Here is a 23,475-nt window from a genome sequence, read left to right as displayed (position 1 = left end):
CGGCCGGATTTCGGCCTCGCGGGGCGCGGGGATCAGCGTTTGGCGGCGAAGAAGGCTTTTAGAAGCGCCGCCGATTCGGTCTCGGCGATGCCGCCGTAGATTTCCGGACGGTGGTGGGCCTGGGGGTGGTCGAAGATCCGCGGGCCCTGCTCGACGCCGCCGGATTTGGGATCGGGGGCGCCGTAATAGACCCTCGCGATGCGCGCCGCGGCGATGGCGGCGGCGCAAATCGGGCAGGGTTCGAGGGTCACGTAGAGGTCGAGCCCGGGCAGGCGTTCGGACCCCGCGCGCGCGCAGGCGGCGCGGATGGCGAGGATCTCCGCATGCGCGGTGGGGTCGCGCAATTCGCGGGTGCGGTTGCCGGCGCGGGCCAGCACGCGGTCGGTCGCGGGGTCGACGATCGCCGCGCCCACCGGGGTTTCGTCGCGGGCGCCGGCGGCGCGGGCCTCGGCCAGCGCCGCGTCCATGTGGCTGCGAAAGGGCGAGGTCATGACGCGCGCCCGGGCGGCGTTCGCGCTTGGGGGGCGGGGCCGTCATCCGGCGCGCCCTGTCCGTCGGAGGCGGCGTGCGCGGCAATGCGGCGGCGGAACAACAGGCGGGTGCGGCCCCCGGCCTCGTTGGCGCCGATGCGCACAAATCCCAGGCGGGCCAGCAGCCGGGTGGAGCGGGCGTTTTCGGCGAAGGACACGGCCAGCGCCTCGCGGCTGATGTCGCGGGCCTCGGCCAAGGCGGCGGTCATCGCCTCGAAGGCGAGGCCGCGGCCGCGGCGGGCGGGGAGAAAGGCGTAGCTGGCCTCGACCGCGCCGCGCCCGTCCACCACCCGCAGGTGCAGCCCGGCGATGCCGGCGAAGGTCGCGGCGTCGCCGCATTCGGGGCCTTCGAACCACAGGCGCAGGCCGAAATCATGGGCCGGCCAGTGGGCGGCGAAGGCGGCGGCGCTGGCGCAGATGCGGGGTTCCGGCCAGGGCCCGCCCGCGGCTGACGTGCCGTCGCCGACGCCGGGATCGCGGAACAGGTCCTGCAGCAGCGCCAGGTCACCGGGGGCGACGGCGCGCCCGGTCAGCCGCGCGGTGCGGATCACGCCGCGCGGGCGGTCGGGGTTTGGCGTGGACGGGGGCGCGATCGGGATCATGGCGCGCATCATCGGGTTCGCGGCGCGAATGGCAAGCCCGCGCGACCGGGCGCGCCCCATATGCGGGTTGGCATTGGGCGCGGGCGCGGCGTATGGAGGGGCATGAGCAAGGAAGAACCGGATATGGAGCGCATCGCGCGGCGGCTGGCGCGCGCCGGCGTGGCCTCGCGTCGCGAGGCGGAGCGCATGATCGAGGCCGGGCGGGTCCGGGTCAACGGCAAGCGCATCGATTCGCCGGCGCTGAACGTGGGCCCGGGCGACAAGGTGGAGGTCGACGGCAAGCCGCTGGCCGCGCCGGAGCCGCCGCGCATGTGGCGCTACTACAAGCCGCTGGGGCTGGTGACCTCGGAGCGCGACGAAAAGGGCCGCCCGACGGTGTTCGAGCGCCTGCCGCCGCATCTGCCGCGCGTGGTGTCGGTGGGGCGGCTGGACCTGAATTCCGAGGGGCTGCTGCTGCTGACCAATGACGGGGCGCTGAAGCGGCGGCTGGAATTGCCGTCGACGGGCTGGCTGCGCAAGTATCGGGTGCGGGTGCATGGCCGCCCGACCGATGCGACGCTGGCGCCGCTGGTGCGCGGGCTGGTGATCGACGGCGAGCGCTTCCAGTCCATGGAGGTGAGCATCGACCGCCAGCAGGGCGCCAACGCCTGGCTGACCATCGGGCTGCGCGAGGGTCGCAACCGCGAGATCCGCCGGGCGCTGATGGCGGTGGGGCTGGATGTGAGCCGGCTGATCCGCATTTCCTACGGGCCCTTCACGCTTGGCGAGATGGAGCCCGGCGCGGTGGAGGAGATCCGCGCCAAGGTGCTGCGCGATCAACTCGGCATCCAGACCTCGCCGGATGCCGGGCCGGCGCGGGCCAGGACCGAAAGGGCCGGGGGCGGGGCGCGGGGCGGCAGGCCCGGGGTCAAAATCGACGGCAAATCGGGGGCCGGACCAGGCGGCAAGCCGCAGGGCGGCGCGACGCGCGGCGCGGCGGGGCCGGGGGCGGGGTCGCCAAGGCGCGGCGCCGGGCCGGTGGGGCGCTCGCCCAACCGTGCGGGCGGCGCCGGGACGGGCCGCGGCGGCGCGGGCGCGGCGCCGCGCAAGGGGCCGGGCGGATCGCGGCGGCGGTAAGCGTTTGGGCTGCTCGTCCGGGCTGGGCGTTTGGGCTGGGCGTTTGGGCTGCACGCCCGGGCTGGGCGTTTGGGCGACAGGCCGCCATGCCAATGGCCGAGCCGGATGCCCGAGAAAGGATCAGCGGCGTTGGGCGGTGGGGTGCAGGCGCGGGCTGAACCCCGCTGACAGCGCCCGGCGGGCGGCGGCGGGGGTGAGCGCGGCGACGGCGTTCCGGGGCAGCGGCGCCGGGGGGGCGTAGCCGGTCCAGCTCCAGCGCAGGGCGGCGTCGCCGAGCTTCAGGAATTCACCCTGCGCGTCGCGGAACATGGCGCCGTCGGGCAGGGCGCGGGGGTCGGCGGTCTCGGGCGCGGCGATGCGCTGGGGGTGGGCGATGGCGTCGATCTCGCCGGCGCGGGGCGGGGCGGACAGCCGATGGCCCTCGGCGAAGGCGGCGGCGTAGGCCCTGGCGTCGGCGCGGCGGCATTCGTAGCAGGGGCGGTGGCCGGCCGCGAGGGCCACGGCCTCGTCTAGAAAGAACAGTTCCGTGTAGCTGTCGCCCATCACCGGGCGGCGGCGGTCGCGAAATTCAAGCCGGCAGCAGATCCAGGCGCGCGTCACCCATGGGCGGCGCTGGAAGCGAGGCGCGAGGCGGCGCGCCGGGTCATGCATGCGCCCGCCGCGATTGCCCATCATGGTCCCGCGCGCGTGGGTTGCGTGCAGGGCCCCGTCGGGGGCGACGCGGTTCTGGCGCGGCGTCGGGTCGGGGGGCTGTTCATTGGACATGGCGCGCGCCTCGTGCTGTGCTGCGCCGGTTGCGGGCTTGGTGCGGGCTTGGTGCGGCGGGGCAGTATGATGACGGGATCGGGCGATCGCAAGCGGCGGGCTGAGCGGGCGGCGCGGGGAGGCGCCCCGAAACCCGGCGATCTGGCGATCCGCGAGCGCGCCTCGCCCAATCACGGGCCGCGCCGGGGGGTGATGGCGCCCGACATGGTCGTGCTGCATTACACCGCGATGGCAAGCCCCGAGGCGGCGCTGGCGCGGCTGTGCGATCCGGCGGCGGAGGTGTCGGCGCATTACCTGATCGACGCCGCGGGCGGGGTGACGCGGCTGGTGTCCGAGGCGCGGCGCGCCTGGCATGCGGGGGTCGCCGCCTGGGGGGGCGTCGAGGACGTGAATTCCCATTCCATCGGCATCGAACTGGCGCATCCGGGGCGCGACGTGGGCTGGCCGCCCTATCCCGAGCCGCAGATGGCGGCGCTGGAGGCGCTGCTGCACCGGATCCGCCTGCGCTGGGGGGTGCCGCCGGAACGGGTGCTGGGCCATTCGGATGTGGCCCCGGGGCGCAAGACCGATCCGGGCGAGAAATTCGACTGGCGACGCCTGGCGCTGCGGGGGCTGGCGATCTGGTCCGATGCCGAGGGCGAAGACGGCGAAGACGGCGAAGACGGCGGCACGGCCCCTGATCTGCCCCCTGATCTGACCGCGGCGCTGGCGGATGCGCGGCGGCTTGGCTATCGGCGGGGCGGCGGCGCGGGCGCGATGGGGGGCGGCGGGGGCGCAGGCGACGCCGATCTGCTGCGCGCGCTGCAGATGCGTTTCGCGCCCCAGGATGTCGGCGGCCCGCTGACGCCGCGGCTGGCGGCGCGGCTGCGCGATCTGGCCGCGCGCCATCCGGCGCTGGCCGCGCCGCCCGGCTGACTGGCCCGATATGTTGATGCCGCTCCGGAACCTGCGGCGCGGGGGCTTGCCAAACCGGGGGGCGAGCGACTACATCGCCGCAGGTGCGGATGGCTGGACGGTCGCGGCGCGCCCGGCTTGCCCGGGGGCGGCGAGGAAAGTCCGGGCTCCACGATGACACGGCGCCGGATAACATCCGGCCGGGGAAACCCGAGGGAAAGCGCCACAGAAAACAGACCGCCGCCGCCGGGGTTCGCGCCCCGAGGGCGGCAAGGGTGAAACGGTGGGGCAAGAGCCCACCGCGCTGGCGGCGACGTCAGCGGCACGGCAAGCCCCGCCGGGAGCAAGGTCAAGTTGGGAGAGAGGGCCGCGATCCTCAGGGATCAAGGCCGCGGGCCGTCATCGCCCGTCTCTCCGTGGTGGACCGCGAGAACGCCCGGGCGACCGGGCGTCCAGATGAATGACCGTCCACGGGCCGCGAGGCCCCGGACAGAACCCGGCTTACAGGCCGTCCGCACCAGTCTTTTCTGCGGGCCCCGCGCCATGACGCGCCCCGGTCCGCCTTTTGCCCGCCTTTTGCCCGCCCCCTTTGAAGGCGCCCCCTGACCGTGACCCGAGCCGGGCAGCGGCCGGGCGCGCCCCCCCCCCGCGGGGGGCGCCCGCCGGGGGGCCCCCGGCCGCGCGCGGGGGGGCCGGCCCCCCCCACGACCAGGGTGTTATCGAGGTCGCCGCGGGTGGCGAGGGTGTCGAGGAGGCGGCCGAGCTGGGTGTCCATGTACTCGATCTCGGCATCGTAGAGCTCGATCAGATCCGCTGCGCGCGGGCCGCCTCGGCCCGGCTCGGCGCCGTCGAACAGGAGAGCCAGGTGACCGCGTTCGTCGAGGTCTTCGGGCAAGTCGAAGGAGACACGGCTCTCGAGGAACGCGCGCGGGGGCACCAAGCTTGGATCGTGGGCATCGAAGTAGTGCACGACGAGTCCGAAGGGCTCGTCGTGGTTTGCATCGAGCCACCCGAGGGCGCGGTCGGTCGTCGCGTCCGCGCGGCGCTGGTAGGCGTTGCCGATCTTCTGAGCGCGCAGCGACTCGGCGTGCTCCTTCACGTCGTCGTCGAACACATCGAAGCCGCGATCGAACCCGTACCGATGCCCCATCGGCGGCGCGCTGACGAAGGCGGCGGTGCTGCGGCCCGACTGCGCCAACAGCTCGGCGAGCGGGGTGACGTCGGGAGCGAGGCCGTTCTTCGAGAACAAAAAGAGGCTGCGCACGCCGGTCTTCGGCGGCAGCTGGCCGGTGAAGAAGCTGGCCGCCGACACGGGTGTCAATGTCGACGCGCTGCGCACGCGGTCGAAGCGAGTACCGCGCACGGCGAGGGCCTCGAGGCGCGGGGTCGTGGGCTTGTCGTAGCCGTAGGCCGAGAGGTGGTCGGGTCGCGTCGTGTCGAAGACGACAAACAGTAGGTTGGTCTGGCTCTCCGGCGCACTCTTGCTGCACGCCGAAGGCCATGCCAGAGCCAGGGCGACAAGGCCCAAGCGGATCACGCTAAGCGGTCTCATCGGAGTCCCTCTTTGACTTGGCCAAGGGCAACACGGAACGTCGCGGCGATGGGCCCCATCGAGTCAGCGGCGGTCCCCAAGTGGCTCTCGAGCTCGGCCGCCTCGGCCTGATTCGTCGCGGCGATCCCGAGCACATTCGCCATGGTCCTGATGTCAAGCGCGTGCTTCTTCAGAACCGATGCCCGCTCGAAGTATTGCCGCATTTGCCACTGTCTGCTGGCAGCGCCACCGCCTGCGCTTTGGATGAAAGTCACAATCAAAGAGACGCGCTCCGAGCCGTCACTTGCGTTGTACAGCGCCCGTTCGAGTTCGTGTTGAGCCAGGTCGATCTCCCCCCGAAAGGCGAGGTCGAGCGCACTGTCAAAGTAGCTCTGCTTCAGCCGGCCAGCGGTGAAAAAGACGTCCAAGACCTCACCGTCTGTAGCGGAGCCAAGCGTGTCGCCAGCTGGGCTCAGGCCCGCAAAGATCTCGCGCATGTTGACGTCGTTGCCAAAGGGTGAAGTCGCCAAAACGTCGAGCGCCTCGGGCTCGCGGTCGAGCGCGATCAAGAGCCCGATCAGCTGGTAGTAGGTGGCCCGCACAGGGGCATCCGAAGCAGCGATCACGCCGCGAAGAATCGGCACGGCGTGGTCTTGCGCGCCAAGGGTTTCGAATGCGTTCACGAGGCCCGCCAGCTTCCTCCGCGCGCCCACCTCGTCCTCATGCGCCGAAGCGATCACGTCTTCGCCGACCGCATCAAGCCGCCCGATGAGGTCCATGCCGCCTGTGAGTTCATCAAGCTGCCGAGCGAGTCGAGCGGGCAAACCGGCGCCACCCAACAAGGCTTCCACAAGAAGGTCGACGCCCTTCTTGGGCTGTCCGAGGCCCATCAGTGCCCACGCCATCTGCCGGCGCTGTTTCGCCGCGCTCGGCCCGAACGGATCCAGAGCGAGTGCGCGCTGTGACGCCGCGAGTCCGCGCTCGAAGTCCCCCGCATTCAACAGCGCTTCCGCGTAGCGACTGACGGCAAGCTGCGAGTCGGGGCGCTCTTGGGCGACCTCGTCAAAGATGGCCAGCTCGCGCGCCGAGTCGCCCGACTTACGCGCGATCGCAGCCAGCCGGCGCGTGACTTCGATGTCGTCCGCGAAGAACCACGGGGCGCGCAGCGACTCAAGAACACGCGCCGCCTTCATCGGCTGGCCGCCTGCGGCCAGCACTTGCGAATCGATGCGGCGGCCCAGCCCGATCAACGTGGCCCCCGACGCCGGCCACAACAACAGCAAGAGCCCAGCCGGAACCAGCCACGAGCTGCGCGCAGTCTTCACGTCGAACGTCTTCGGGCTCTGCAGGCCCGTCATCGTGATCGCGCTCCAAAAGAGAAGCGGTATGAACGTGACTTGGCTCTGTCCGAGGTCCAGTTGGTTGCACGCCAACAGGGCCAGCACGGCGGCGAAAACGGCCGCGCTCTGCGCGCGATCGCGATGGCCACGCGGCGACGAGACGATCGCGCGCCGCAACGCCTCGAGCAACGCGCCCGTGAACAGGCCAAACAGAACGAGCCCGATCCAGCCCGCGCCCTCGGCCGCCGCCACGAAGATGTTGTGCGTGTGCAGCGTCTGCGGCGTGCCGTCAAAGTACGAGCTCAGCGCGTACTGCGCGTGGCCGTTGAAACCCAAAGGCCCAAGGCCGGTCCATGGGTGATCCCCAACCGCAGCGCCGGCCATGCGCCAGATATGCCAGCGCTGTCCAAGAGCGGATTGAGTCAGCGCTTTGGCATCCAGAGCGGCGCGCAGGCCGGCGCCCAGAGGCGACAAGAACAGCGCGAAGCACACGGCGACCAGAACGCCACCACCGATCCAAGTCCGTGGCCCAATCTTCGTGGCCAAGGCCGACCCGAACAGAGCGCCGAAAGCGATCAGGCCGATCACCGCGCCCAAGCTGCTCGCGCGCGAGCCCGACAGGAATAGCACAAGCACCGCGCCCGCGAACAAGAAGCTGCCCGTCAGGCGCCGCTCTTTGGACAGCGTCTTGAACGGCGACGCACCCGAAAAGATCCAACCGAAACTCAGCGGCAGCCCGGCGGCAAACAGCGCGGCTCCCAAGTTGGGGTGCAGGCCGAGGACACGCAAGCGCGAGCCAAGGACACGCTCCAGGGGCTCAAACGCTGCCGCCTCCACAACGCCCAAGAAGGCCCCGATCAAGACGACCCCCAAGCCCAAGACCAGCGCGCCAAAGACCCGCCGCGCAGTATGGCGCGCGCGCTCTTCGCTCTGTCCGCTTCGATCCAACAGCCCGAAGCTGCCGACGGCCACAAGCGCGACAAGCGCCGCCATGGCAAGCCGCCACGCAAGCTGCAACGCGGGCTCGCGGCTCGACGCATTCGCCGCCGCCACGAACCACCAGATCGGCAGAGCAGCAAAAATGCCCAGCGTGAAACGCCCGAGGCGCGCCGACGCCACGGCGAAAATCTCGCGCGGCCCACGGCCTCGCGCCATCAACGCGATCGCCACGATGGCGCTCAAGCTCAAGAGCGCAAACCCTGGGTTCGCCTCGCGCGCAAACAGCTTCCCATTCGCGGTGCCCAGGAACGTGAACAGAAGCAGCGCGCGCTCGCTAGTACCGAATGCAAACAGCCGCCGTTTCGGAAGCGGTCCGCCAAAAGCAAACCACGCACAGCCCAGCATCAAGACTAGGTAGAACGGCCGCAAGATCGGCCCGCCACCCAGCGCGGCAGCGCTCGCGAAGTCGGGCAGGCCAGCCAGGACCGCAAGCCCCATGCTCCACGCAATCGCGGCTAGCGCAAACGACTCGAAGCGCTCAGCCACGCTCTGCCCAGGCAGCAAACACAACCCAAGCGCGAACACCAACGTGCCGAGCGCGAGCGCGGGCCACGTGTCCGTCATCGACCGCGCGCCAAGCGCCAGCCCATCAAACGTCCAAGCGACCAGCGTCTGGTACCCAAAATACAACGCAAGGATGGCCGCCAAGAGAAGCACGACCTGAACAAGCCTCTGGCTCATGCTTCGACCTCGTTGCCAGCTTCTTCCCGCTCGGCGCCAAGGTCTTCACCGCTAGAAGGAGCAAACACCCAAGCGACCACACCCCATGCCGCAAGCGGCGCCACCTGCAAGAACAGGCGGTCAGGGATGCCTGTCGTGAACAAGCGCCCGAGGTGCCATGGCGTCACGACCAAGATCAAAAAGAACGCGGCCAAGCCGCCCGCGACCACAAGTAGAGGTAGAAGCGCGCCACGCTCGAGCGCACGCCGCGGCCGCGCCAGCGCACTGAAGAGCGCAACGACAAACAGCGGCCAGATCAGGTTCCAGTGCAAGACGTCGGTGAAGGTCAAAAAGTACTCGCGCAGCACGGTCACAAGAGCCGGCTCGGCCTGCCCCTCGAAGAACCGATCAGCGGTCATCGACTTCAAGACATGCGCGGGTTGCATCAGCGCTGGATACGACTCGTCGATCGCGGGGATGCGCCCGCGATACACCAGCCACGGAGCGCTGACAACCAACGCCGCGTCCATAGCGCGCACCGTCCCAAGTCCGCGTCCCACCGGCATCTGCAAGAGCCGCCGCGCACCAAGCCCAATCCCCAAGGCCACCACCAAGACCGCGCTCAAAGCCAGCCCCTCGTTCTTTGCGAGGATCGCGCCCGCCAGGAAGATGCCCGCGATCCACGCATCGCTCGCCGCACGCCGCGCGCGCCCGAGGTACACCACCGCGCCGCACAAAAACGCCGCCACCACCAGGTCACCGCCCGCGTCCAGGCTCGCCCCATCCGTCCCACGCCAGCCCTCGCCGCCCAGGATTCCCGCCGCGCCATCAGGCCCAACTAGAAGCCCAACGACCGCCTTCATCGGCGCCGCATGCGGTAGCCGATAGTAGTAGATCATCGGCAAGCTAAGCCAGAGCAGCGCGCCCGCCAAACGCACACAGAGAGCGCGATCCTCAAGCGCCGCCGCGATCCACACCGCCGGCGCAATCGCAAACAGAGCCCAGAGCACGCGCGCCGCCGATGCCGAGAAGTCCCCAAGCGGAAAGCTGCCCAGCACCTCGAGCGAAGGTACAAGCGGCGGGTAGCTTGGGTGCGTCATCACGCGCCCGACGCTGCCGTCGAGGTCCGTGAACGCGCCCGAGGCCAGCCCCTCGTGCCACAGGACCTTGCCCTTGTACGCGAAGTGAAACACGGGATCGAACAGGTGTACCGGCGCCGCGCTCGACGCCACAAACGCCAGCAGCCCAAGCGCCACCAGCGCAACCAGCATCACGAGCGTCAGCCCCCGCGCCCGCTCCGAACGAGGCCCCACCGGCCCAAGCGCACGCAGACGCAAGAGCCCCGCCAGGACTCCCAACCCTAAGATCCCATCACCAGCCCAAACCGGCAGCGGCCCCGCGATCAGCACGCCCAAGTACAAAACCGTCGGCACAAGGACGAGCCCCAAGAGACACGCCGTCGTCAATCGCTCAAGACAACTTCGCTCCTTCCAAACCTCCGGCGCGCCCAAGAACGAGAGCACAAAGTGCCCCCACCCAAGGCAGCCCAGCCCGGCCACAAGGCCCGCAAGCTCGACCGTCACGGCGCCACCTCGCCCAACGCCACCGGCTCGCCGCCGTGCAGAAGCACCGCGCCCGCAAACGGCTGCGCAGGATCAAGCTGAAAGCGAAGCTCCCAATCCACGCCGCGCTCGGCAAGCCGCTCCGCGTCTTCGCGCAGCACCTCTTTGCGTGCGCGGAGCGAGGTGAAACCAAGCCCGCTCTCGTCCGTATCCAACACGTCGAAGTGGAAGTCGATCCACCTCGGATAGTCCATTAGCGTGCCGCTCGCAAACGCCGGCTTGCGCACATACACACGCCGCGGATACAAGGCGTCGGCCAAGAACAAGAACCACCGCGACTTGCCCGTGCGATCGTCGCCGCCCGCGGGTGTGCACAACAGCGCCGCGTCTTCGGGCAGCACGGCATCAAGCCGCTGCACCATCTCGAGGAAAGCCGGCTGCGTCCACGGCAGCTTGAAACTCTCAAGCTGCTTCGCCTCGCTCGCGCCCGCCTTGTTCGCGAAGAACAACCGCGCGCTGTGCAGGCCCGAGGCCAGCGGCAAGATCCCCAGAGCCAGCGAAGCCGCCAGCGCCACGTGCCAAGCACGTGTCATCTACTCGCCACCCTTGTCCTTGGGCGCCGGCATGTCGTCCTCGATGTCGCCCAGGTAACCATTCGCGCGCAAGCTGCGCTCGAGCTCATCCGGCAGCCCCTCGAGGCCCGTGTGCCCAGGTGTCGAGGGTACGCTCGCGCGCGCCTCTTCCGCCGCCGCAAGCCGCGCGCGCAACAGCTTCGCAGCCGGCAAGTCCGACGTCGCCAAGTCGCCCAGCGGCGTCGGCCGCAGCTCCTTCGGATCGGTGCGCAAGTCGTAGAACGCACCCTTCTTCTCGGTCTGATCCCAGTACACGTACAGGCCGTTTTGGCGCAGCCCAAACCGATGCGTATCGCGGCGCGGCAAGTTCAGCTCAAACAGCTGCGATGGAGGCGCTTCACCGCCACCCTCCACCAAACCCACAAGGCTTGTCCCCGTGACGTAACTTGGCGGCGCCACGTCCACCAGCTCGGCCACCGTTGGCAGCACGTCCTGCAAGCGTACCTGCCCGACCACGCGCTCGCCCGCGGGCAGATGCCCCGGCCAGCGCATCACCATCGGCACCCGAATCGACTCCTCGAAGAAGTTGCGCTGATGCCCCTTCTTCCCGTGCTCGAAGAACTCCTCGCCGTGGTCGCTGACAAACACCACAAGCGTGTCGTCGGCCAGCCCCAAGTCGTCGAGCCGCTCAAGCACGCGCGCGATGTGATCGTCCGTGTACCGGATCTCGGCGTCGTACAGCGACAGAATGTGCTGCATGTCGCGCGGCGACTTGATGTCGTACGTGTAGATGAACTTCGAGCCGTCCGATGCACCCGCGTAATCGGGATCGAACCGCGTGGCGTACTCCGCCGGCGGCACGTAGTTGTAGTGCGGATCCCAGTAGTGCAGGAACAGAAAGAACGGCTCGTCTGTGTCCACCGCAGAGTCCAAGAACTCAAGTCCGCGCCGGTTCACCTCGGGACTTGTTAGCCCTTGGTGCGAGTCGTTGTGCACGCTCAAGAGGGCGTTCTCATCCTCGGCCGAAGCCTCAAACGCCGCGTCCGGAAGCTCGATGCCCGACGCGTTCTCGTACTGCTCAAAACCCTGCCCAAACCCAAACACCGGGTGCAGGTTGGGCCCGCTGAAAAAGCCCGCCGTCCGATACCCGCGCGCGCCCAGCACCTCGGCCATCGTCTCGATCGCCGGATCCAACCGCTTGGCGTTGTCGGTCACACCATGCAGCGTGTCCTCGAGCCCCGTCATCAAGGCCATGTGCGAAGGCAGCGTCCACGACGTCGTCGAGACCGCATCCTCGAACAAGACGCCCTCCGCTGCCAGCGCATCCACCGCCGGCGTCGTCGCCTCGCCCTTGGCGAAGATCGGCGTGTAGCCATACGCCGAGACGTGATCCCGCCGCAAGCTATCGACCGAGATCACCAGCACGTTCGGCCGCACCGCCTCGCTGCTCCCGCACGACCCAAGGCCGAACGAAGACAGCACAAGCCCAAGTCCCAATAAAAACGTATCCTGCCGCATCGCGGGAGGTTACCACATGGCACCCGCCCCCGGACCACCTTGGACTTCCTGCTCGAATGCATCGGCTTCTCTCCCGCTTGGGACCTCGAAGCTGTCACCCGCGCCATCCGCGACAGCGGCCAGCCGACGGCCTGGCGCGGTCGCGACGGTGAGCACCTGCGCCTGCCACTCGCGGGTGGGCTCGAGTTGCGCCTCGACCGCGACGGCTCGCTGCGCCCCGCCCTGTGGCCGTTCTACACGAGCCGCTACCGGCGCCGCGTCGCTCTGTGGAAGCTCGAGCGTCTCGACGACTCGCCCGGCGATGCAATCCTCGTCGGCCGCACGGATCCGCCCGCGCCGTCTTCGCCCTTTGACGAGCACGACGGCCACGACCTCACCTGCTACCTGACCGACGCCGCCCGCTTGCCACGCGCGCTGCCCCGCGGCCACGTGCTTGCGATCATGTTCGCCGGCTTCGCGCTACAAGTCGACTACATCGGCCCCAACGAGGACAGCCCCAACCGCTACGACTCCGGCGACGATCTATTGGAGCAGCCCCACGGCGCCGCCATCGCGCCGCTCGGGGACTCCGCCTCGCCCGCCGCCTGCATGCAGATCTCCATGCGCATCCGCACGATCACGCACCTCAAAAACGACCTCACCGGCGCCCCCGTCTCGCGCATCGAACTCGACGCCCCGGGCACCCCGCTCGAAGTCTTCATCAGCCCGTGGCAGCTCGCCGAAGACGACCTCCCACCACCGCGCCCGGGCCATCGCATCGAAGGCGTCTTCCTCATGCTCGGCCGCGTCGCGGGCGGCCTCCCCCGCAAACGCCGCGACGGCGTCGCATTCGGCTAGTGGCGTCCCTCCTCACGCACCCGGTTGTCCCTCTCGGCATCGCGCTCGCGCTCGGTCCCGGGCCCACCAGCTACGGCGAAGCCTGGCTCGGGCTCACGCTGGCGGAAGCCGACCAAGTCACGCGCGCTTGGCGATTCGATCAGCCCTAAGGGTTTGTCCTCGCGCAAGTGAATCAGCCGGTGCGCCCGGAGTACGATCCAAGCATGAAGAAGCCTCTCGACTCGATGGACAGGGCGGTTCGCCTCGGCTGCGGCGGGGCTCTTGGGCTTTTGCTGGGCGCTTCGCTTTGGTGGTTCATGCCGATGAAGCACGGCACGTATGCACTCTTTGCGGCCGGCCTAGTCGTCGCGTGCGCTCTTGGCGCGCTGCTCTTCGGGGACCGCTTCTGGCAGGGCATGAGCGACTTCCTCGGCCAAATCCGCAGACTGCCGTTCCCGTGGTGAGCCACTTCTAACGTGGTGCCACGCGCACCTGCTCGCTAACCTCGGGGGATGCCCCGCTCCCCATCTTACGTCACGCCTGCGCTCGCTTTCATCGTGGCCGTGCTTGTCCTCCTGCGCGCCGCCGCGCCGGGGCTCACCTTCGAAGACGCGGGCGAGCTCGCCGCCGCGGCCAGCGTCTTTGGCGTCCCGCACCCGCCCGGCTTCCCGCTGTTGATGCTGATCGGCGGCACCTGGTCCAAGCTCTTGGGTCTCTTCGGAATCGAGCCCGCGCGCGCGCTTGTCCTGCTCTCGGTCCTGTCGGCATCCCTATGCGTCGCGTTTGTCGCGCGCTTCGTGGAAGGCCGCAATGGCGAGAGGCACATCGCGGGCTTCCTGGCAGCCGGCCTGCTTGTCGCGTCGCCCACCTTCGCGGCGCAAGCCGTCGTGGTCGAGACCTACGCCCTCGCCGCCGCGCTCACCGGCGCGATGCTGCTCGCGGCTTTGCATGCGCGGCCCGCATTCCTCGGCCTGCTCTTCGGCCTTGCGCTAGCCGCCCACCCCGCGTCCGTCTTCCTGTTCCCGCTATTCGTGTTCGGCGTCCTGCGCGCAGGTCCCCTGCCCAAAGTCGGTGGCCGCGCCGCGCTCGGCCTCGCGCTCGGCCTCTCGGTCTACCTGTACGTCCCGCTCGCCGCCGCCGGCAACCCGGCCGTCAACTGGGGCGGCATCGACAGCCTCAGCTCGCTGATGGACCACCTGCTAAGGCGCCAGTTTGGCTCTGGGCCCGAGCGCGACCTCGCGGCCCAAGCCAGCTTCGTCGCCGAGCACCTCGTCGGTCAGTGGCCGCTTTTGATCCTCGTCTGTCTCGTCTTCGGCCTGCGCCGTCCCAAATCCCAAGGTGTGGGCGATGGCAACAATCCCAGCGACACGAGCGCGGTCCTGATGCCCGACGTGCGGCTTGTGCTTGCCGGCGTCACGCTGCTTGTCACCGCGCTCGGCCTCTTCTGGGCGCAGCACTGGCCGGTCGACGAGCAGATCGCCCGCGTACGCTTGGCCGGTAGCTTCACGCCGGTCGTGGTGCTCAGCGCCGCCGTTGTGGGGCTCTTGTTCGCGCGCATCGAAGAGCGCCTTGATGACCGGCTGCCACCGCCGCTCCTCTTGCTTGGCGGCCTCTTGCTCGCCATGGTTCACGTCGCGCCGAGCTACGGCGACGACTCCAAGGAAGCCGGCCAACCGACGCTTGCTGCCTTCACCGACATGTCGGAGGTCACCGAGGCCGAGGCCTATGCCCGCACCGTGCTTGAAGACATGCCAGATGGCGGCATCCTGGTCGTCAACCGCCTCGGCTACAGCGACGTCTTGTTCTTCCCGCTTCTGTACGCGCAGGTGACGCTCGAGCTACGCCCCGACGTTCTTGTCATCGACCGCGAGCTGCTTAGCGCCGCCTGGTACTGCGCCCAGCTCGAAGCTGCGCGCCCCGAGCTTGGCCCCGCACTCGCGCGCCTCGCCACCGCCACTGCAGCCCTCCCCGAAGACACCGATCCGCGCTCCCGCCGCATCGCCCAAGTCCCGTTCCTGCGCGAACTCGCGAGCAACCCAAGCGGCATCGCGATGATCGGGAAACCCAGTCCCCGCATCGCCGAAGACCTTCCCCTGCAAGCCCAACTCAGCTTCTGGTGGCTGGGCGAGCCCGCGACCGCATCGGAAGCCATCTCGCCCGAAACCCAACCGTGGCCGTTCCTCAACCTCGAGCCCGGCGCGTACCAAGATCCCTGGCGCCAAGAACTCGCACGCCTAGCCCGCGCACGACGCGCCGTGCTCTAGCCGGGCGAATCCAACGCATACGACGCCAGGCACAAGTTGCGTGCCGGGCGTGCCGTGTTGCAGACGCCCTTTGAAGCGGGGTTCGCGATTGCCTACTTCGAGCCAAGCGGCTCGAGCACCTGCAAGACCTTGAGGTCGGCCTCGAGGCCCTCTAGATCGAAGCCCTCGGGTGCGCCCAGTACACAGCACTGATCCACACGGTTCCCACGCGCAAAGGCCTTCGACTGCGAGAGACCGTTTGCGCTCATCACATTGCGCGCGGCCTCCAACTTCTCGGCCTGACGGCCCAAGTTCTCGGCGAACTCGGCCGCGTCTTTCTCGCTGTCCCAAACGGTCGTCAGGTGGAAGTACAACATGTCGCCCTTCTCGAGCAGCACGTAACGATCGCCGTCCCAACCCTCGGCCGCCTTGTTGGTGTAACGCAGGCCCAACAGCGCCATCGGGTTCGACACGTCAAGTCCCCCGCGCTCCGAATCCGGCGCGGTCACAAGGGCCAAGGTCGCCTCGCCCAGAGTCTCTTGGTTGATCAGGCTCCAACCGTCGGCCTCAAGCTTGGACGTGTCGATGCGAAGCGGCGTCGGCGCGTCATACTGCTCTTCGTCCCAGTACTTCTCGGGGTGCAGGATCTGCTCGGTCGACATCGGCGGCGCCGTGAACGCGCGCTCAAGATCCGCGCGATCGACGCTGCCCATCTGCCCCGCCATCACGTTGTCGGTGCGCTTCAAGAACGCCGCGCCTTTCATGTAAACCATCAGCATCGGCTTCCAAAGCGACGCGGGCGCATCCTCGAGACCGCCCATATCCATCTCGCTGGCGCCCGTCAGGTCCTTCATCGAGATGTCCTTGCCGAAGTGCTTCATCGTCCACTCGTTCATCGTCGAGGTACCGCTTCCCTCGACGACAGCCTGATAGGCCATCTGTGCATCGGCGTTGCCGGCCAAGCGATCGAGCGTGCCATCGATGTCCCACAGCTGATCGTCGAGCGCATGCGTCAGCTCGTGCGCCAGGATGATCTTGGCTAGGCCACCTTGGAAGCTGGACATCAAGCAGAACGACTCGGTGCCCGGGTCGTAGAACCCGCCAACTTGGTCTTCCAGAAGGCTCATCAGCTTGCCCATGTAGTCCATTTTGGGATCGACGAGCCCCGCGAGCTTCATCACAAGCTCGTCGCTGCGCATTTGATTGTCCGTGGTCGTGCGCTCCATCCGATCGTCGGCGTATTCGAGGAAGCCGGCTTTGTCGGCGATCGAGACCTTGACGTCGCGTGTGTACTTGTCGCCGCGTAGCTCTTCAATCGCTGCCAGGATGTCGTGCGACATGGACTCGAGCTCGGCCTGAGTCAGATCGCCCGGGACGGGAGCGGCGCAAAGAAGAAGAGCAGGCAGGATCGTGAAGAACATAATGAAGGGTTCAAGGGGGTGCGGGTCGCAGAGAGGCACGGTACGCAACACGCGCGTGGATGTGGCAGCAAGAGCCTGCGAAAACCACTCGTTCTGCACGTAGTTGGCTTCTGGCAGCCCGCCATCCGAATCCGAGCCCCGAAAACGGGCGCCGCCTCCCGAATCGGAAGGCGGCGCCCGCTGACTGAATACGAAGCTCTTCCTTTACGGAACGATCGTCATCGAGCTGACGCCCGACTTCGAGTCGTAGATGAACGTGAACGGGTTCAGCGTCACCTCTTGGAAGTCAAAGACCGCACCCACGAAACCCGGAGGCACCGGACCGAGGGTCCATGTGGCCTGACCGGCACCGTTCAGGATCGCGACCTTCAGGAAGCTGAAGTTCGGCCAGATGTCCATCGCGCCGCCGGAGGGCAGCGGGAACGGGAACGGGACCGCCGGGTCGTTCATCGCGGCGATCGCGATGCCACCGGGAGGGCCGATCAAGCGCAGGTTCGCCAGCGTGTTCTCTTGCACCGAACCGTCGATCTCGCCGTTGATCTCGACGACCGTCTCGTGGATCAACTTGACCACGTCTGAGGCCTGCGAGAAGAGCGTGGTCGAGCCACCACGGGTCCAATACGCCGTGACCTCGGCGGCCGCGTTAGCGCCGAGCCCAAACGTGTAGGCGTTGTCGCTCTGGCTGCCGTGCGCGTTCTCGGCCATCAGCTCGTGCACCTGCTTCTGGCCACCGGCTGTGACCTCGAAGTAAGTATTGAAACCACCGGGTGCCGAGCGGTGCGTCACGGGACGCAGAGTCAGGTAGTGGTTGCCCGTCACCTGATCATTGCGGTACAGCGTCGCGCCCTCGTTCTCGGCTGGCACGATGACGTCCATGTCGCCGTCCATGTCGAAGTCCAGAAGGGCGGCACCACGGCCACGCGCGCCGTTGTTGAGGCCGAGCGCAGTCGCCTGCTGCGTGAACTGCCCCGTCCCATCATTGCTGAAGACGTTGTCGGGATGCACTTCGGCGATCGGCATGTTGAAGCTGGTAAACAGGTCGGCGCCCACAACATACAAGTCGGTGTCGGCGTCGAGGTCATAGTCCCACGACATCGCGCCCCAGTTGTCGTTCAGGTTCAAGCCATCAGCTTGAGGGCCTTGCGTCATGTAGTCGCCCTCGGCGCCACTGCCGAGCACGCCTTGAGTGTAGTTGCCCGCGCCGTCGCCAAGCAGCATCGAGTTGCGGCCAATGCTGGTCGAGTACACGTCGAGGAAACCGTCGCCGTTGAAGTCGCCGACCGTCTCGCCCATCGAGAACTCACCCACGTTGTAGCCGCGCGCAATGCTCACGTCGGTGAAAGCGCCCGTGCCATCGCCTTCGTACAGCTCGTTCGGAATCGCGAAGGCGCCGAAGTCGTTGTGCACGGCGAGGTCCAAGTTGCCATCGCGGTTCGAGTCAAAGAAATACGAGCCAAGGCTGACGCCCTTCGAGGCCGTGCCACTGATCGCGTTCATCTTGGTGAACATCGGGAAACCCGGTGAGAGCGGGTCGAAGATGCCCTCTTCGAACTCGTTGCGCCACATGTCGTTGACCCAACCGGTCAGCGCCCAAGTGGTGTTGAACGTCTGCATGTACTTCGCGACATACAGGTCCAGGTCGCCGTCGGCGTCGATGTCGCCAAAGCGCGGCGCCATCCACCACTCGGTGTGCGGTGTCCCGAAGGAGCCCTGGCCGACATCGGTGAAGGTGCCGTCACCGTTGTTGCGGTACATGAATGGCTGGCGCTTGCGGTTGCCCACAAACAGGTCCAAGTCGCCATCGTTGTCGACGTCGCCCCAAGTGACGCCGTACGAGGCCTTCGTCATGTCACCGGTCACGCCAGAGGCCGCGGTCACGTCGCTAAACGTTCCGTCGCCGTTGTTCTGAAGCAGATAGTTGTGACCACCGGGGAAGGGCCAGTTGTTGCCGATCACAAGGAAGGTCTCGTCGGCCGCTGGGTTCGAGAAGAACAGGTCGGTCAGGCCGTCGTTGTTGTAATCGAAGACCGCCACGCAGGTGCCGGCCGCCGGGCGGTTGCCACCTTGGAACGCAATGTCTTGTAGACCCGCCATCTTGGTCACGTCGCGGAACGGCTTGCCGGTGCGATCGGTGACCTCGAAGTCCACGTCTTCGTCGAACCAGATCAGCGCGGGGCCTTGGTTGACGAAGACCTCCATGTGATACAGGCCCTCTTGGATCGGCTGCGGAATCGGCGCCGTGTCGAGCGGGAAGCTGAACGTCATGCCGGCTTGGTCCTGCACCGAAGTGTAGGAGAAGTCACCCGGTGCGATCGAGTACGCGATCGAGTTCACGCCCGGTCCGCCAAGCGGCAAGTCCACGACCGTCTGGTCGGGCAGCGTCAGCTTCGCCGTCAGGTCGACGTTCATCGTCGTCGATGCCGTTGTGTTGATCAGGTCGACGCGGAACGCAAACGCGCCGACGTTGCCCTGGGCATCCGACACGTCGATCGTGCGCTGCACGGCGTGGATGTTGCCGACGATGTCGGTCGGCTGCACGCCAGCTGTTTGCAGAACAACCGACTGCGAGTAGTTCGGGCTGCCAAGCGTGTCGGTCGGCAGATAGATGTCGAGGAAGTTGGTGCCACCCGCGAGCCACTTCATACGCCCGGTGAACGTGCCCAATCCAGAGCCGTCCCACGTGATGTCGTAAGCCCAGCCGAGGCTGCCTGCCGTGTAGCCGCCGTCTCTCTCGATCGGCGGACACAGCGTGCCATCGGTGTAGCGCGTGCGGAAGAAGACCTCGTTCACCGACTCGAGCGGGTCGATCACGAAGCCCGTGATCTCGGCACTGGGGATCGGCGTCTGAGATCCGGGGGGCGGCGAGGTGACCACGACCGACTGCGCTTGGAGCGAGGTTGCGGCGAGACCACCAGCGGCGAGGGTAAGCAGGATGCGTTTGAACGTGTTCATAGGGGGAGTCACGATTTTGGGACTGGGTGTGCCGGGGCGACGGCAAGCCCCGCTCATCACGCGGGGATTCATTAACCCCAATCGTACCGTTGAATTGAAATCCTGTAAGCAGAACGGGGGTTTGCAGGAAGTTCCATTGCCCTTGCCACGTGTCTGATCCCGGTAGGTCCCATTTTTGACCGTGTGCGATGAGCCCCTCCCCGCTACCTTGGGGCCCTGAGACATCCCCCCGAGTCCCTCCCCGACCGCCCCGACGCCTCCTATGCGCCACAAGCTGCTGCTCCTAACAACGGCACTCCTAGCCCTCGCCCTCCCCTCTGCCTCGGCGGTTTCCCTCGTACCCGACCCGGGTCCCGAGGTCGCCCAGCCAAGCGCGATCCCCAAGGGAGACGCTGCTGTCGAAGCCGATGGCTGGTGGGCATCCTTTAATAAGGGGGCGAACGACACGTTTGGCAAGGTCAACGGCGTCCTCGCCGGGTTCATTTTCTACGACCTCTTCCACGGCGAGGATGAAGCCTCGGGCGCCAGCGGCAACCTCGCGGCCGACCCGGTCGCGACTGTCGAGGCGATGATCGCGACCCTCGAGGCCAACGGCGAGCTCGACCCGCGCGAGTCGAACCTGACGCTGAACCTGCCCGCCGGGCTGCTCGAGAGCGACGCGCTCGCCGCCGTCACGACCACGCTCGAAACCAAGTACAAGAACGGCTCGCGCGGCTTTGACATCAAGGTCCCCACGGGCGACGACGCCGTCACCGCTCCCACGCTGGCCGCTTATAGCCCCGGCGTCGCATTCGCGGTCCTGTGGCTCGTGCTGGGCGCGATCTTCTTCACGATCCGCATGGGCTTCATCAACATCCGCGGCTTCAAGCACGCGCTTAGTGTCACCCGCGGCATGTACGACAACCCCAACGACGAGGGCGAAGTCAGCCACTTCCAGGCACTCACGAGTGCGCTGTCCGCGACCGTCGGGCTGGGCAACATCGCCGGTGTCGCGATCGCGATCTCGGTCGGTGGCCCCGGCGCAACCTTCTGGATGATCTGCGCGGGCTTCCTCGGCATGTCCAGTAAGTTTGTCGAGTGCAGCCTCGCGCAGATGTACCGCGTCAAGCGCAAAGACGGCCGCATGATGGGTGGCCCAATGGTCTACCTCTCGGAAGGCTTGAAGGACGTCTCGAGTGGCCTCGCGATCCCCGGCAAGGTGCTCGCGTACTTCTTCGCGTTCCTGTGCATCGGCGGCTCGCTCGCGGGTGGCAACGCCTTCCAGGTCAACCAGTCGATGGACCTGATGTCGAGCAACTTCACGTGGCTCGCGGGCAACGAGTGGGTCTACGGCCTCGTCATGACGATCGGGGTCGGCATCGTGATCATCGGCGGCATCAAGCGCATCGCGGCCACAGCAGAGAAGATCGTGCCGTTCATGTGCGGCCTCTACATCCTGGCCTGCTTGTACATCCTGTTCAGCATGGCGAGCGAGATCCCGAACGCCTTCAGCCTGATCTTCAGCGAGGCGTTCACGCCGGCCGCTGGCTACGGCGGTTTGATCGGCGTCTTGGTGCAGGGCTTCAAGCGCGCGGCCTTCTCCAACGAGGCCGGTACCGGCTCCGCCGCGATCGCGCACTCGGCCGCCAAGACCGACTACCCGATCCGCGAGGGCACGGTCGCCATGCTCGGCCCGTTCATCGACACGGTCGTGATCTGCACGATGACCGCGCTCGTGATCGTGATCACCGGCGCCTACAACTCGACCGATCCGGCGATGGCCCACGCCGTCGCCACCAACAAAGGCGCGGTCCTGACCTCGCTCGCGATGAGCGGCGTGATCAGCTGGTTCCCCAAGGTCCTCGCGGTCGCCGTGTTCTTCTTCGCCTACTCGACGATCATCTCGTGGAGCTACTACGGCGAGCGCTGCTGGTGCTGGATGTTTGGCGACAAGGCCAGCCTGGCTTACAAGCTGCTGTTCCTGTGCTTCGTGTTCCTCGGCTCGATCGTCTCGGCCACCAACGTGCTCGAGTTCGGCGACCTGATGATCCTCGGCATGGCGCTGCCCAACATCCTGGGTGTCGTCCTGCTCAGCGGCAAGGTGCGCGTGAAGCTGGACGAGTACTGGAACGAGTACCAGGCCGGCACCTTCAAGATCTACAAGTAGGGCCCCGCCAATCCCGCCTTGGCCCGAGTGTTCTTGCCAAAGAGCACTCGGGCTTTTTCACGACTCCCGACAAACTCACTCGAACACCGCCATGGAACAAGTAACAAGTGAGCCCAAGGCCTTTGGCCTCTGGAGCGCCGTCTTCCTGGGCATTGGCTCCATGGTGGGCGCGGGCATCTTCATCGTGATCGGCGAGGCCGGCGCGATCGCAGGTAGCCTCGTGACAGTGTCATTCCTGATCGGTGGAATTGTGGCGCTCTTGTGTGGCTACTCGCTCAGCAAGCTGGCCGTGCGTTACCCGAGCCGCGGCGGCATCATCGAGTACCTGACGCAGCTCTACGGCGAGGGCCTTGTCTCGGGCTCGCTCGGCGTGTTGTTCTACTTCGCGCAGCTGGTGGCCCTCGCAGCTGTCGCCAAGTCCTTCGGGACCTACGCCGCGTCGTACGCAGCAGGCGGGCCCACGACAACCTGGATCAACCTCGCGTCGGTCGCGGTTTTGGCCGTCTTCGTGGGCGTTAACCTCGTCGGCGCCGCCCTGGTCGCAAAGGCCGAGAGCTCCATCGTGATCGTCAAGCTGTGCGTGCTCGCAGTCTTCACCGTTGCCGCGCTCTGCTACATCGATCCCACCAGGCTCGCGCCCACTGAAGCGCCCGCCCCCATCAACATCTTCTTCGCCCTCGGTCTGACGTTCTTTGCCTTCCAGGGCTTCAGCGTGATCACCAACAGCGTCGAGGACATGCCGGATCCAAAGCGCACCATGCCGCGTGCGATGACGCTCGCGATCTTGCTGGTCGCCGTCCTCTACGTCGCCATCTCGGTGGCCGTCTTCGGCAGCTTGCCGCTTGACGAGATCATTAAGGACAAGGACTTCGCTCTCGCCGCCGCTGTGCGCCCCGCGTTTGGCCCTCTGGGTTTCAAGATCATGGCTGCGACGGCCTTGCTTGCGACGGCCTCGGCGATCAACGCCACGCTCTACTCCGTGACCCAGATCAGCTACACCCTCGCCCGCGACGGTGACCTGCCCGAGGCCTACGAGTACTCCGTCTTCAACAACACGGAAGGGCTCTTGATCTCGGCCGTCCTGATCGTCCCGATGGTCATCTTCCTTGACCTTGGCGCCATCGCCTCGATCGCCGCCATCGCCGTCCTTTTGATCCAAGGCTTCACCCATGCCGCCCACCTGAGGCAGTGCGAGAAGACCGGCGCACGCCGCAGCCTCGTGGCCCTCGCCGCCCTCGGCACTTTTGGCGCCGCCGGCTTCGCGATCGCCTACACCACGCGCTCAAACCCGCACTTTCTGATCTTTGTGGCCGGTATTTTCGCCCTCGCATTCCTCTTCGAAGCTGGCCTACGGCTCGTCACGGGCCGCTCGATCAGCCCGCAGATCACGCAAGAACTCGGACGTCTCAAGCGCTTCGAAGAGAGCGTACTTGGCCACGGCGAGGCTCCGGGCAAAGAGCCTGCCGAGTAAGTTAGCGCAAACCCGCGAAGAACTCCGCAGGAGTCAGGCCCAGAGGCTCACCCAGATGAGCCTTCGGGTTGGCCGTGCGCCACGCCTTCGCGGCAAGAAACCCCAGCCAGGACGCCGCGCGGTCCGGCGCGCCTTTCACGGCGGCCAGCGGGCGGCCCAGGATCAGCCGGTCGCCGCCCGCGCACACATGACCAGCCGTCGGCCATGATGTTGACCTGCGTTGTGAACGTCTGATACACGCCGTCCGCATCCTCGCCCGTGAACAAAACCACGCGCCCTTCGCCGTCGGGATCCGGCGCGGAAATCACGAGCCCCGTCGCAGTCCCGACGCCTGTGC

General features: G+C 67.3%; 17 protein-coding genes, 1 other RNA gene and 1 pseudogene. 8 read left to right on the top strand and 11 right to left on the bottom strand.

Annotated features, from left to right (window positions below):
- Positions 1–32: 32 nt before the first annotated feature.
- Entirely contained in the window at positions 33–491 is a 459-nt protein-coding gene (locus AC1HC7_RS00390) for a nucleoside deaminase (protein WP_479495273.1), read from the bottom strand.
- Positions 488–1,132 (bottom strand): GNAT family N-acetyltransferase, encoded by a 645-nt coding sequence (locus AC1HC7_RS00385; protein ID WP_479498540.1) that lies wholly within the window; start codon positions 1,130–1,132, stop codon positions 488–490. Before AC1HC7_RS00385 ends, AC1HC7_RS00390 begins: the two co-directional genes overlap by 4 nt.
- A gap of 102 nt (positions 1,133–1,234) precedes the next feature.
- Here AC1HC7_RS00385 and AC1HC7_RS00380 point away from each other — a divergent pair, with 102 nt between their 5' ends.
- On the top strand, positions 1,235–2,248 hold the full coding sequence (locus AC1HC7_RS00380) for a pseudouridine synthase (protein ID WP_479495275.1): 1,014 nt from the start codon (positions 1,235–1,237) through the stop codon (positions 2,246–2,248).
- 120 nt (positions 2,249–2,368) lie between these two features.
- Here AC1HC7_RS00380 and AC1HC7_RS00375 read toward each other — a convergent pair whose 3' ends face one another.
- The gene (locus AC1HC7_RS00375) at positions 2,369–3,013 is read right to left on the bottom strand and encodes a hypothetical protein (protein ID WP_479495276.1); all 645 of its coding nucleotides are present in this window, start codon (positions 3,011–3,013) and stop codon (positions 2,369–2,371) included.
- 192 nt (positions 3,014–3,205) lie between these two features.
- Here AC1HC7_RS00375 and AC1HC7_RS00370 point away from each other — a divergent pair, with 192 nt between their 5' ends.
- Both AC1HC7_RS00370 and rnpB read left to right on the top strand, forming a co-directional pair.
- Complete coding sequence (locus AC1HC7_RS00370) at positions 3,206–3,928, top strand: N-acetylmuramoyl-L-alanine amidase (RefSeq protein ID WP_479498544.1); 723 nt, start codon at positions 3,206–3,208, stop codon at positions 3,926–3,928.
- Positions 3,929–4,013: 85 nt separating this feature from the next.
- Positions 4,014–4,427: RNase P RNA component class A (gene rnpB, locus AC1HC7_RS00365), an RNA gene on the top strand.
- A 243-nt stretch (positions 4,428–4,670) separates the two neighbouring features.
- On the opposite strand, the pseudogene AC1HC7_RS00360 reads toward rnpB, so the two are convergent.
- The 5 genes and pseudogenes from AC1HC7_RS00360 to AC1HC7_RS00340 form a co-directional block, all read right to left on the bottom strand.
- Positions 4,671–5,459: pseudogene (locus AC1HC7_RS00360) on the bottom strand (sulfatase-like hydrolase/transferase); the annotation flags it as partial.
- Positions 5,456–8,458: an O-antigen ligase family protein gene (locus AC1HC7_RS00355; protein WP_479498539.1), complete on the bottom strand. Its 3,003-nt coding sequence runs from the start codon at positions 8,456–8,458 to the stop codon at positions 5,456–5,458. The pseudogene AC1HC7_RS00360 and the gene AC1HC7_RS00355, both read right to left, overlap by 4 nt.
- Positions 8,455–9,708 (bottom strand): hypothetical protein, encoded by a 1,254-nt coding sequence (locus AC1HC7_RS00350; RefSeq protein ID WP_479498538.1) that lies wholly within the window; start codon positions 9,706–9,708, stop codon positions 8,455–8,457. The genes AC1HC7_RS00355 and AC1HC7_RS00350 overlap by 4 nt, the downstream gene beginning before the upstream one ends.
- 308 nt (positions 9,709–10,016) lie before the next feature.
- Complete coding sequence (locus tag AC1HC7_RS00345; RefSeq protein ID WP_479498537.1) at positions 10,017–10,574, bottom strand: hypothetical protein; 558 nt, start codon at positions 10,572–10,574, stop codon at positions 10,017–10,019.
- 18 nt (positions 10,575–10,592) lie between these two features.
- Entirely contained in the window at positions 10,593–12,053 is a 1,461-nt protein-coding gene (locus AC1HC7_RS00340; RefSeq protein ID WP_479498536.1) for a sulfatase family protein, read from the bottom strand.
- A gap of 75 nt (positions 12,054–12,128) precedes the next feature.
- Here AC1HC7_RS00340 and AC1HC7_RS00335 point away from each other — a divergent pair, with 75 nt between their 5' ends.
- The 3 genes from AC1HC7_RS00335 (at position 12,129) to AC1HC7_RS00325 (ending at position 15,169) form a co-directional block, all read left to right on the top strand.
- Positions 12,129–12,926: a hypothetical protein gene (locus AC1HC7_RS00335; protein WP_479498535.1), complete on the top strand. Its 798-nt coding sequence runs from the start codon at positions 12,129–12,131 to the stop codon at positions 12,924–12,926.
- Between the two features lie 203 nt (positions 12,927–13,129).
- Complete coding sequence (locus AC1HC7_RS00330; RefSeq protein WP_479498534.1) at positions 13,130–13,369, top strand: hypothetical protein; 240 nt, start codon at positions 13,130–13,132, stop codon at positions 13,367–13,369.
- Positions 13,370–13,462: 93 nt separating this feature from the next.
- Positions 13,463–15,169, top strand: a complete 1,707-nt coding sequence (locus tag AC1HC7_RS00325; protein WP_479498533.1) for a protein O-mannosyl-transferase family — start codon at positions 13,463–13,465, stop codon at positions 15,167–15,169.
- 92 nt (positions 15,170–15,261) lie between these two features.
- Here AC1HC7_RS00325 and AC1HC7_RS00320 read toward each other — a convergent pair whose 3' ends face one another.
- Together AC1HC7_RS00320 and AC1HC7_RS00315 are read right to left on the bottom strand one after the other, a co-directional pair.
- Positions 15,262–16,668 carry a hypothetical protein gene (locus AC1HC7_RS00320; RefSeq protein WP_479498532.1) on the bottom strand — a complete coding sequence of 469 codons (1,407 nt, stop codon included), beginning with the start codon at positions 16,666–16,668 and terminating at the stop codon, positions 15,262–15,264.
- A gap of 105 nt (positions 16,669–16,773) precedes the next feature.
- Positions 16,774–19,521 (bottom strand): CRTAC1 family protein, encoded by a 2,748-nt coding sequence (locus tag AC1HC7_RS00315; protein ID WP_479498531.1) that lies wholly within the window; start codon positions 19,519–19,521, stop codon positions 16,774–16,776.
- A gap of 262 nt (positions 19,522–19,783) precedes the next feature.
- Here AC1HC7_RS00315 and AC1HC7_RS00310 point away from each other — a divergent pair, with 262 nt between their 5' ends.
- Together AC1HC7_RS00310 and AC1HC7_RS00305 are read left to right on the top strand one after the other, a co-directional pair.
- Positions 19,784–21,667 carry an alanine/glycine:cation symporter family protein gene (locus AC1HC7_RS00310; RefSeq protein WP_479498530.1) on the top strand — a complete coding sequence of 628 codons (1,884 nt, stop codon included), beginning with the start codon at positions 19,784–19,786 and terminating at the stop codon, positions 21,665–21,667.
- Between the two features lie 91 nt (positions 21,668–21,758).
- On the top strand, positions 21,759–23,138 hold the full coding sequence (locus tag AC1HC7_RS00305; protein ID WP_479498529.1) for an APC family permease: 1,380 nt from the start codon (positions 21,759–21,761) through the stop codon (positions 23,136–23,138).
- 47 nt (positions 23,139–23,185) lie between these two features.
- Here the strand turns inward: AC1HC7_RS00305 and AC1HC7_RS00300 are convergent.
- Positions 23,186–23,475 (bottom strand): hypothetical protein (locus tag AC1HC7_RS00300; RefSeq protein ID WP_479498528.1); only part of this gene is annotated, 290 nt, incomplete at its 5' end.

The organism is Oceanicella sp., assembly GCF_056449545.1.
This window is presented reverse-complemented; position numbering and strand designations above follow the sequence as displayed.

Bases quoted from the DNA above. Each gene is read 5' to 3' on its own strand.
- AC1HC7_RS00350 (WP_479498538.1), bottom strand. From the start codon at position 9,708: ATGCTGGTTGCGCTGGTGGCGCTTGGGCTGCTGGCGTTTGTGGCGTCG.
- AC1HC7_RS00330 (WP_479498534.1), top strand. From the start codon at position 13,130: ATGAAGAAGCCTCTCGACTCGATGGACAGGGCGGTTCGCCTCGGCTGC.
- AC1HC7_RS00380 (WP_479495275.1), top strand. From the start codon at position 1,235: ATGAGCAAGGAAGAACCGGATATGGAGCGCATCGCGCGGCGGCTGGCG.
- AC1HC7_RS00355 (WP_479498539.1), bottom strand. From the start codon at position 8,458: ATGAGCCAGAGGCTTGTTCAGGTCGTGCTTCTCTTGGCGGCCATCCTT.
- AC1HC7_RS00375 (WP_479495276.1), bottom strand. From the start codon at position 3,013: ATGTCCAATGAACAGCCCCCCGACCCGACGCCGCGCCAGAACCGCGTC.
- AC1HC7_RS00385 (WP_479498540.1), bottom strand. From the start codon at position 1,132: ATGATCCCGATCGCGCCCCCGTCCACGCCAAACCCCGACCGCCCGCGC.
- AC1HC7_RS00390 (WP_479495273.1), bottom strand. From the start codon at position 491: ATGACCTCGCCCTTTCGCAGCCACATGGACGCGGCGCTGGCCGAGGCC.
- AC1HC7_RS00305 (WP_479498529.1), top strand. From the start codon at position 21,759: ATGGAACAAGTAACAAGTGAGCCCAAGGCCTTTGGCCTCTGGAGCGCC.
- AC1HC7_RS00310 (WP_479498530.1), top strand. From the start codon at position 19,784: ATGCGCCACAAGCTGCTGCTCCTAACAACGGCACTCCTAGCCCTCGCC.
- AC1HC7_RS00315 (WP_479498531.1), bottom strand. From the start codon at position 19,521: ATGAACACGTTCAAACGCATCCTGCTTACCCTCGCCGCTGGTGGTCTC.
- AC1HC7_RS00370 (WP_479498544.1), top strand. From the start codon at position 3,206: ATGGCGCCCGACATGGTCGTGCTGCATTACACCGCGATGGCAAGCCCC.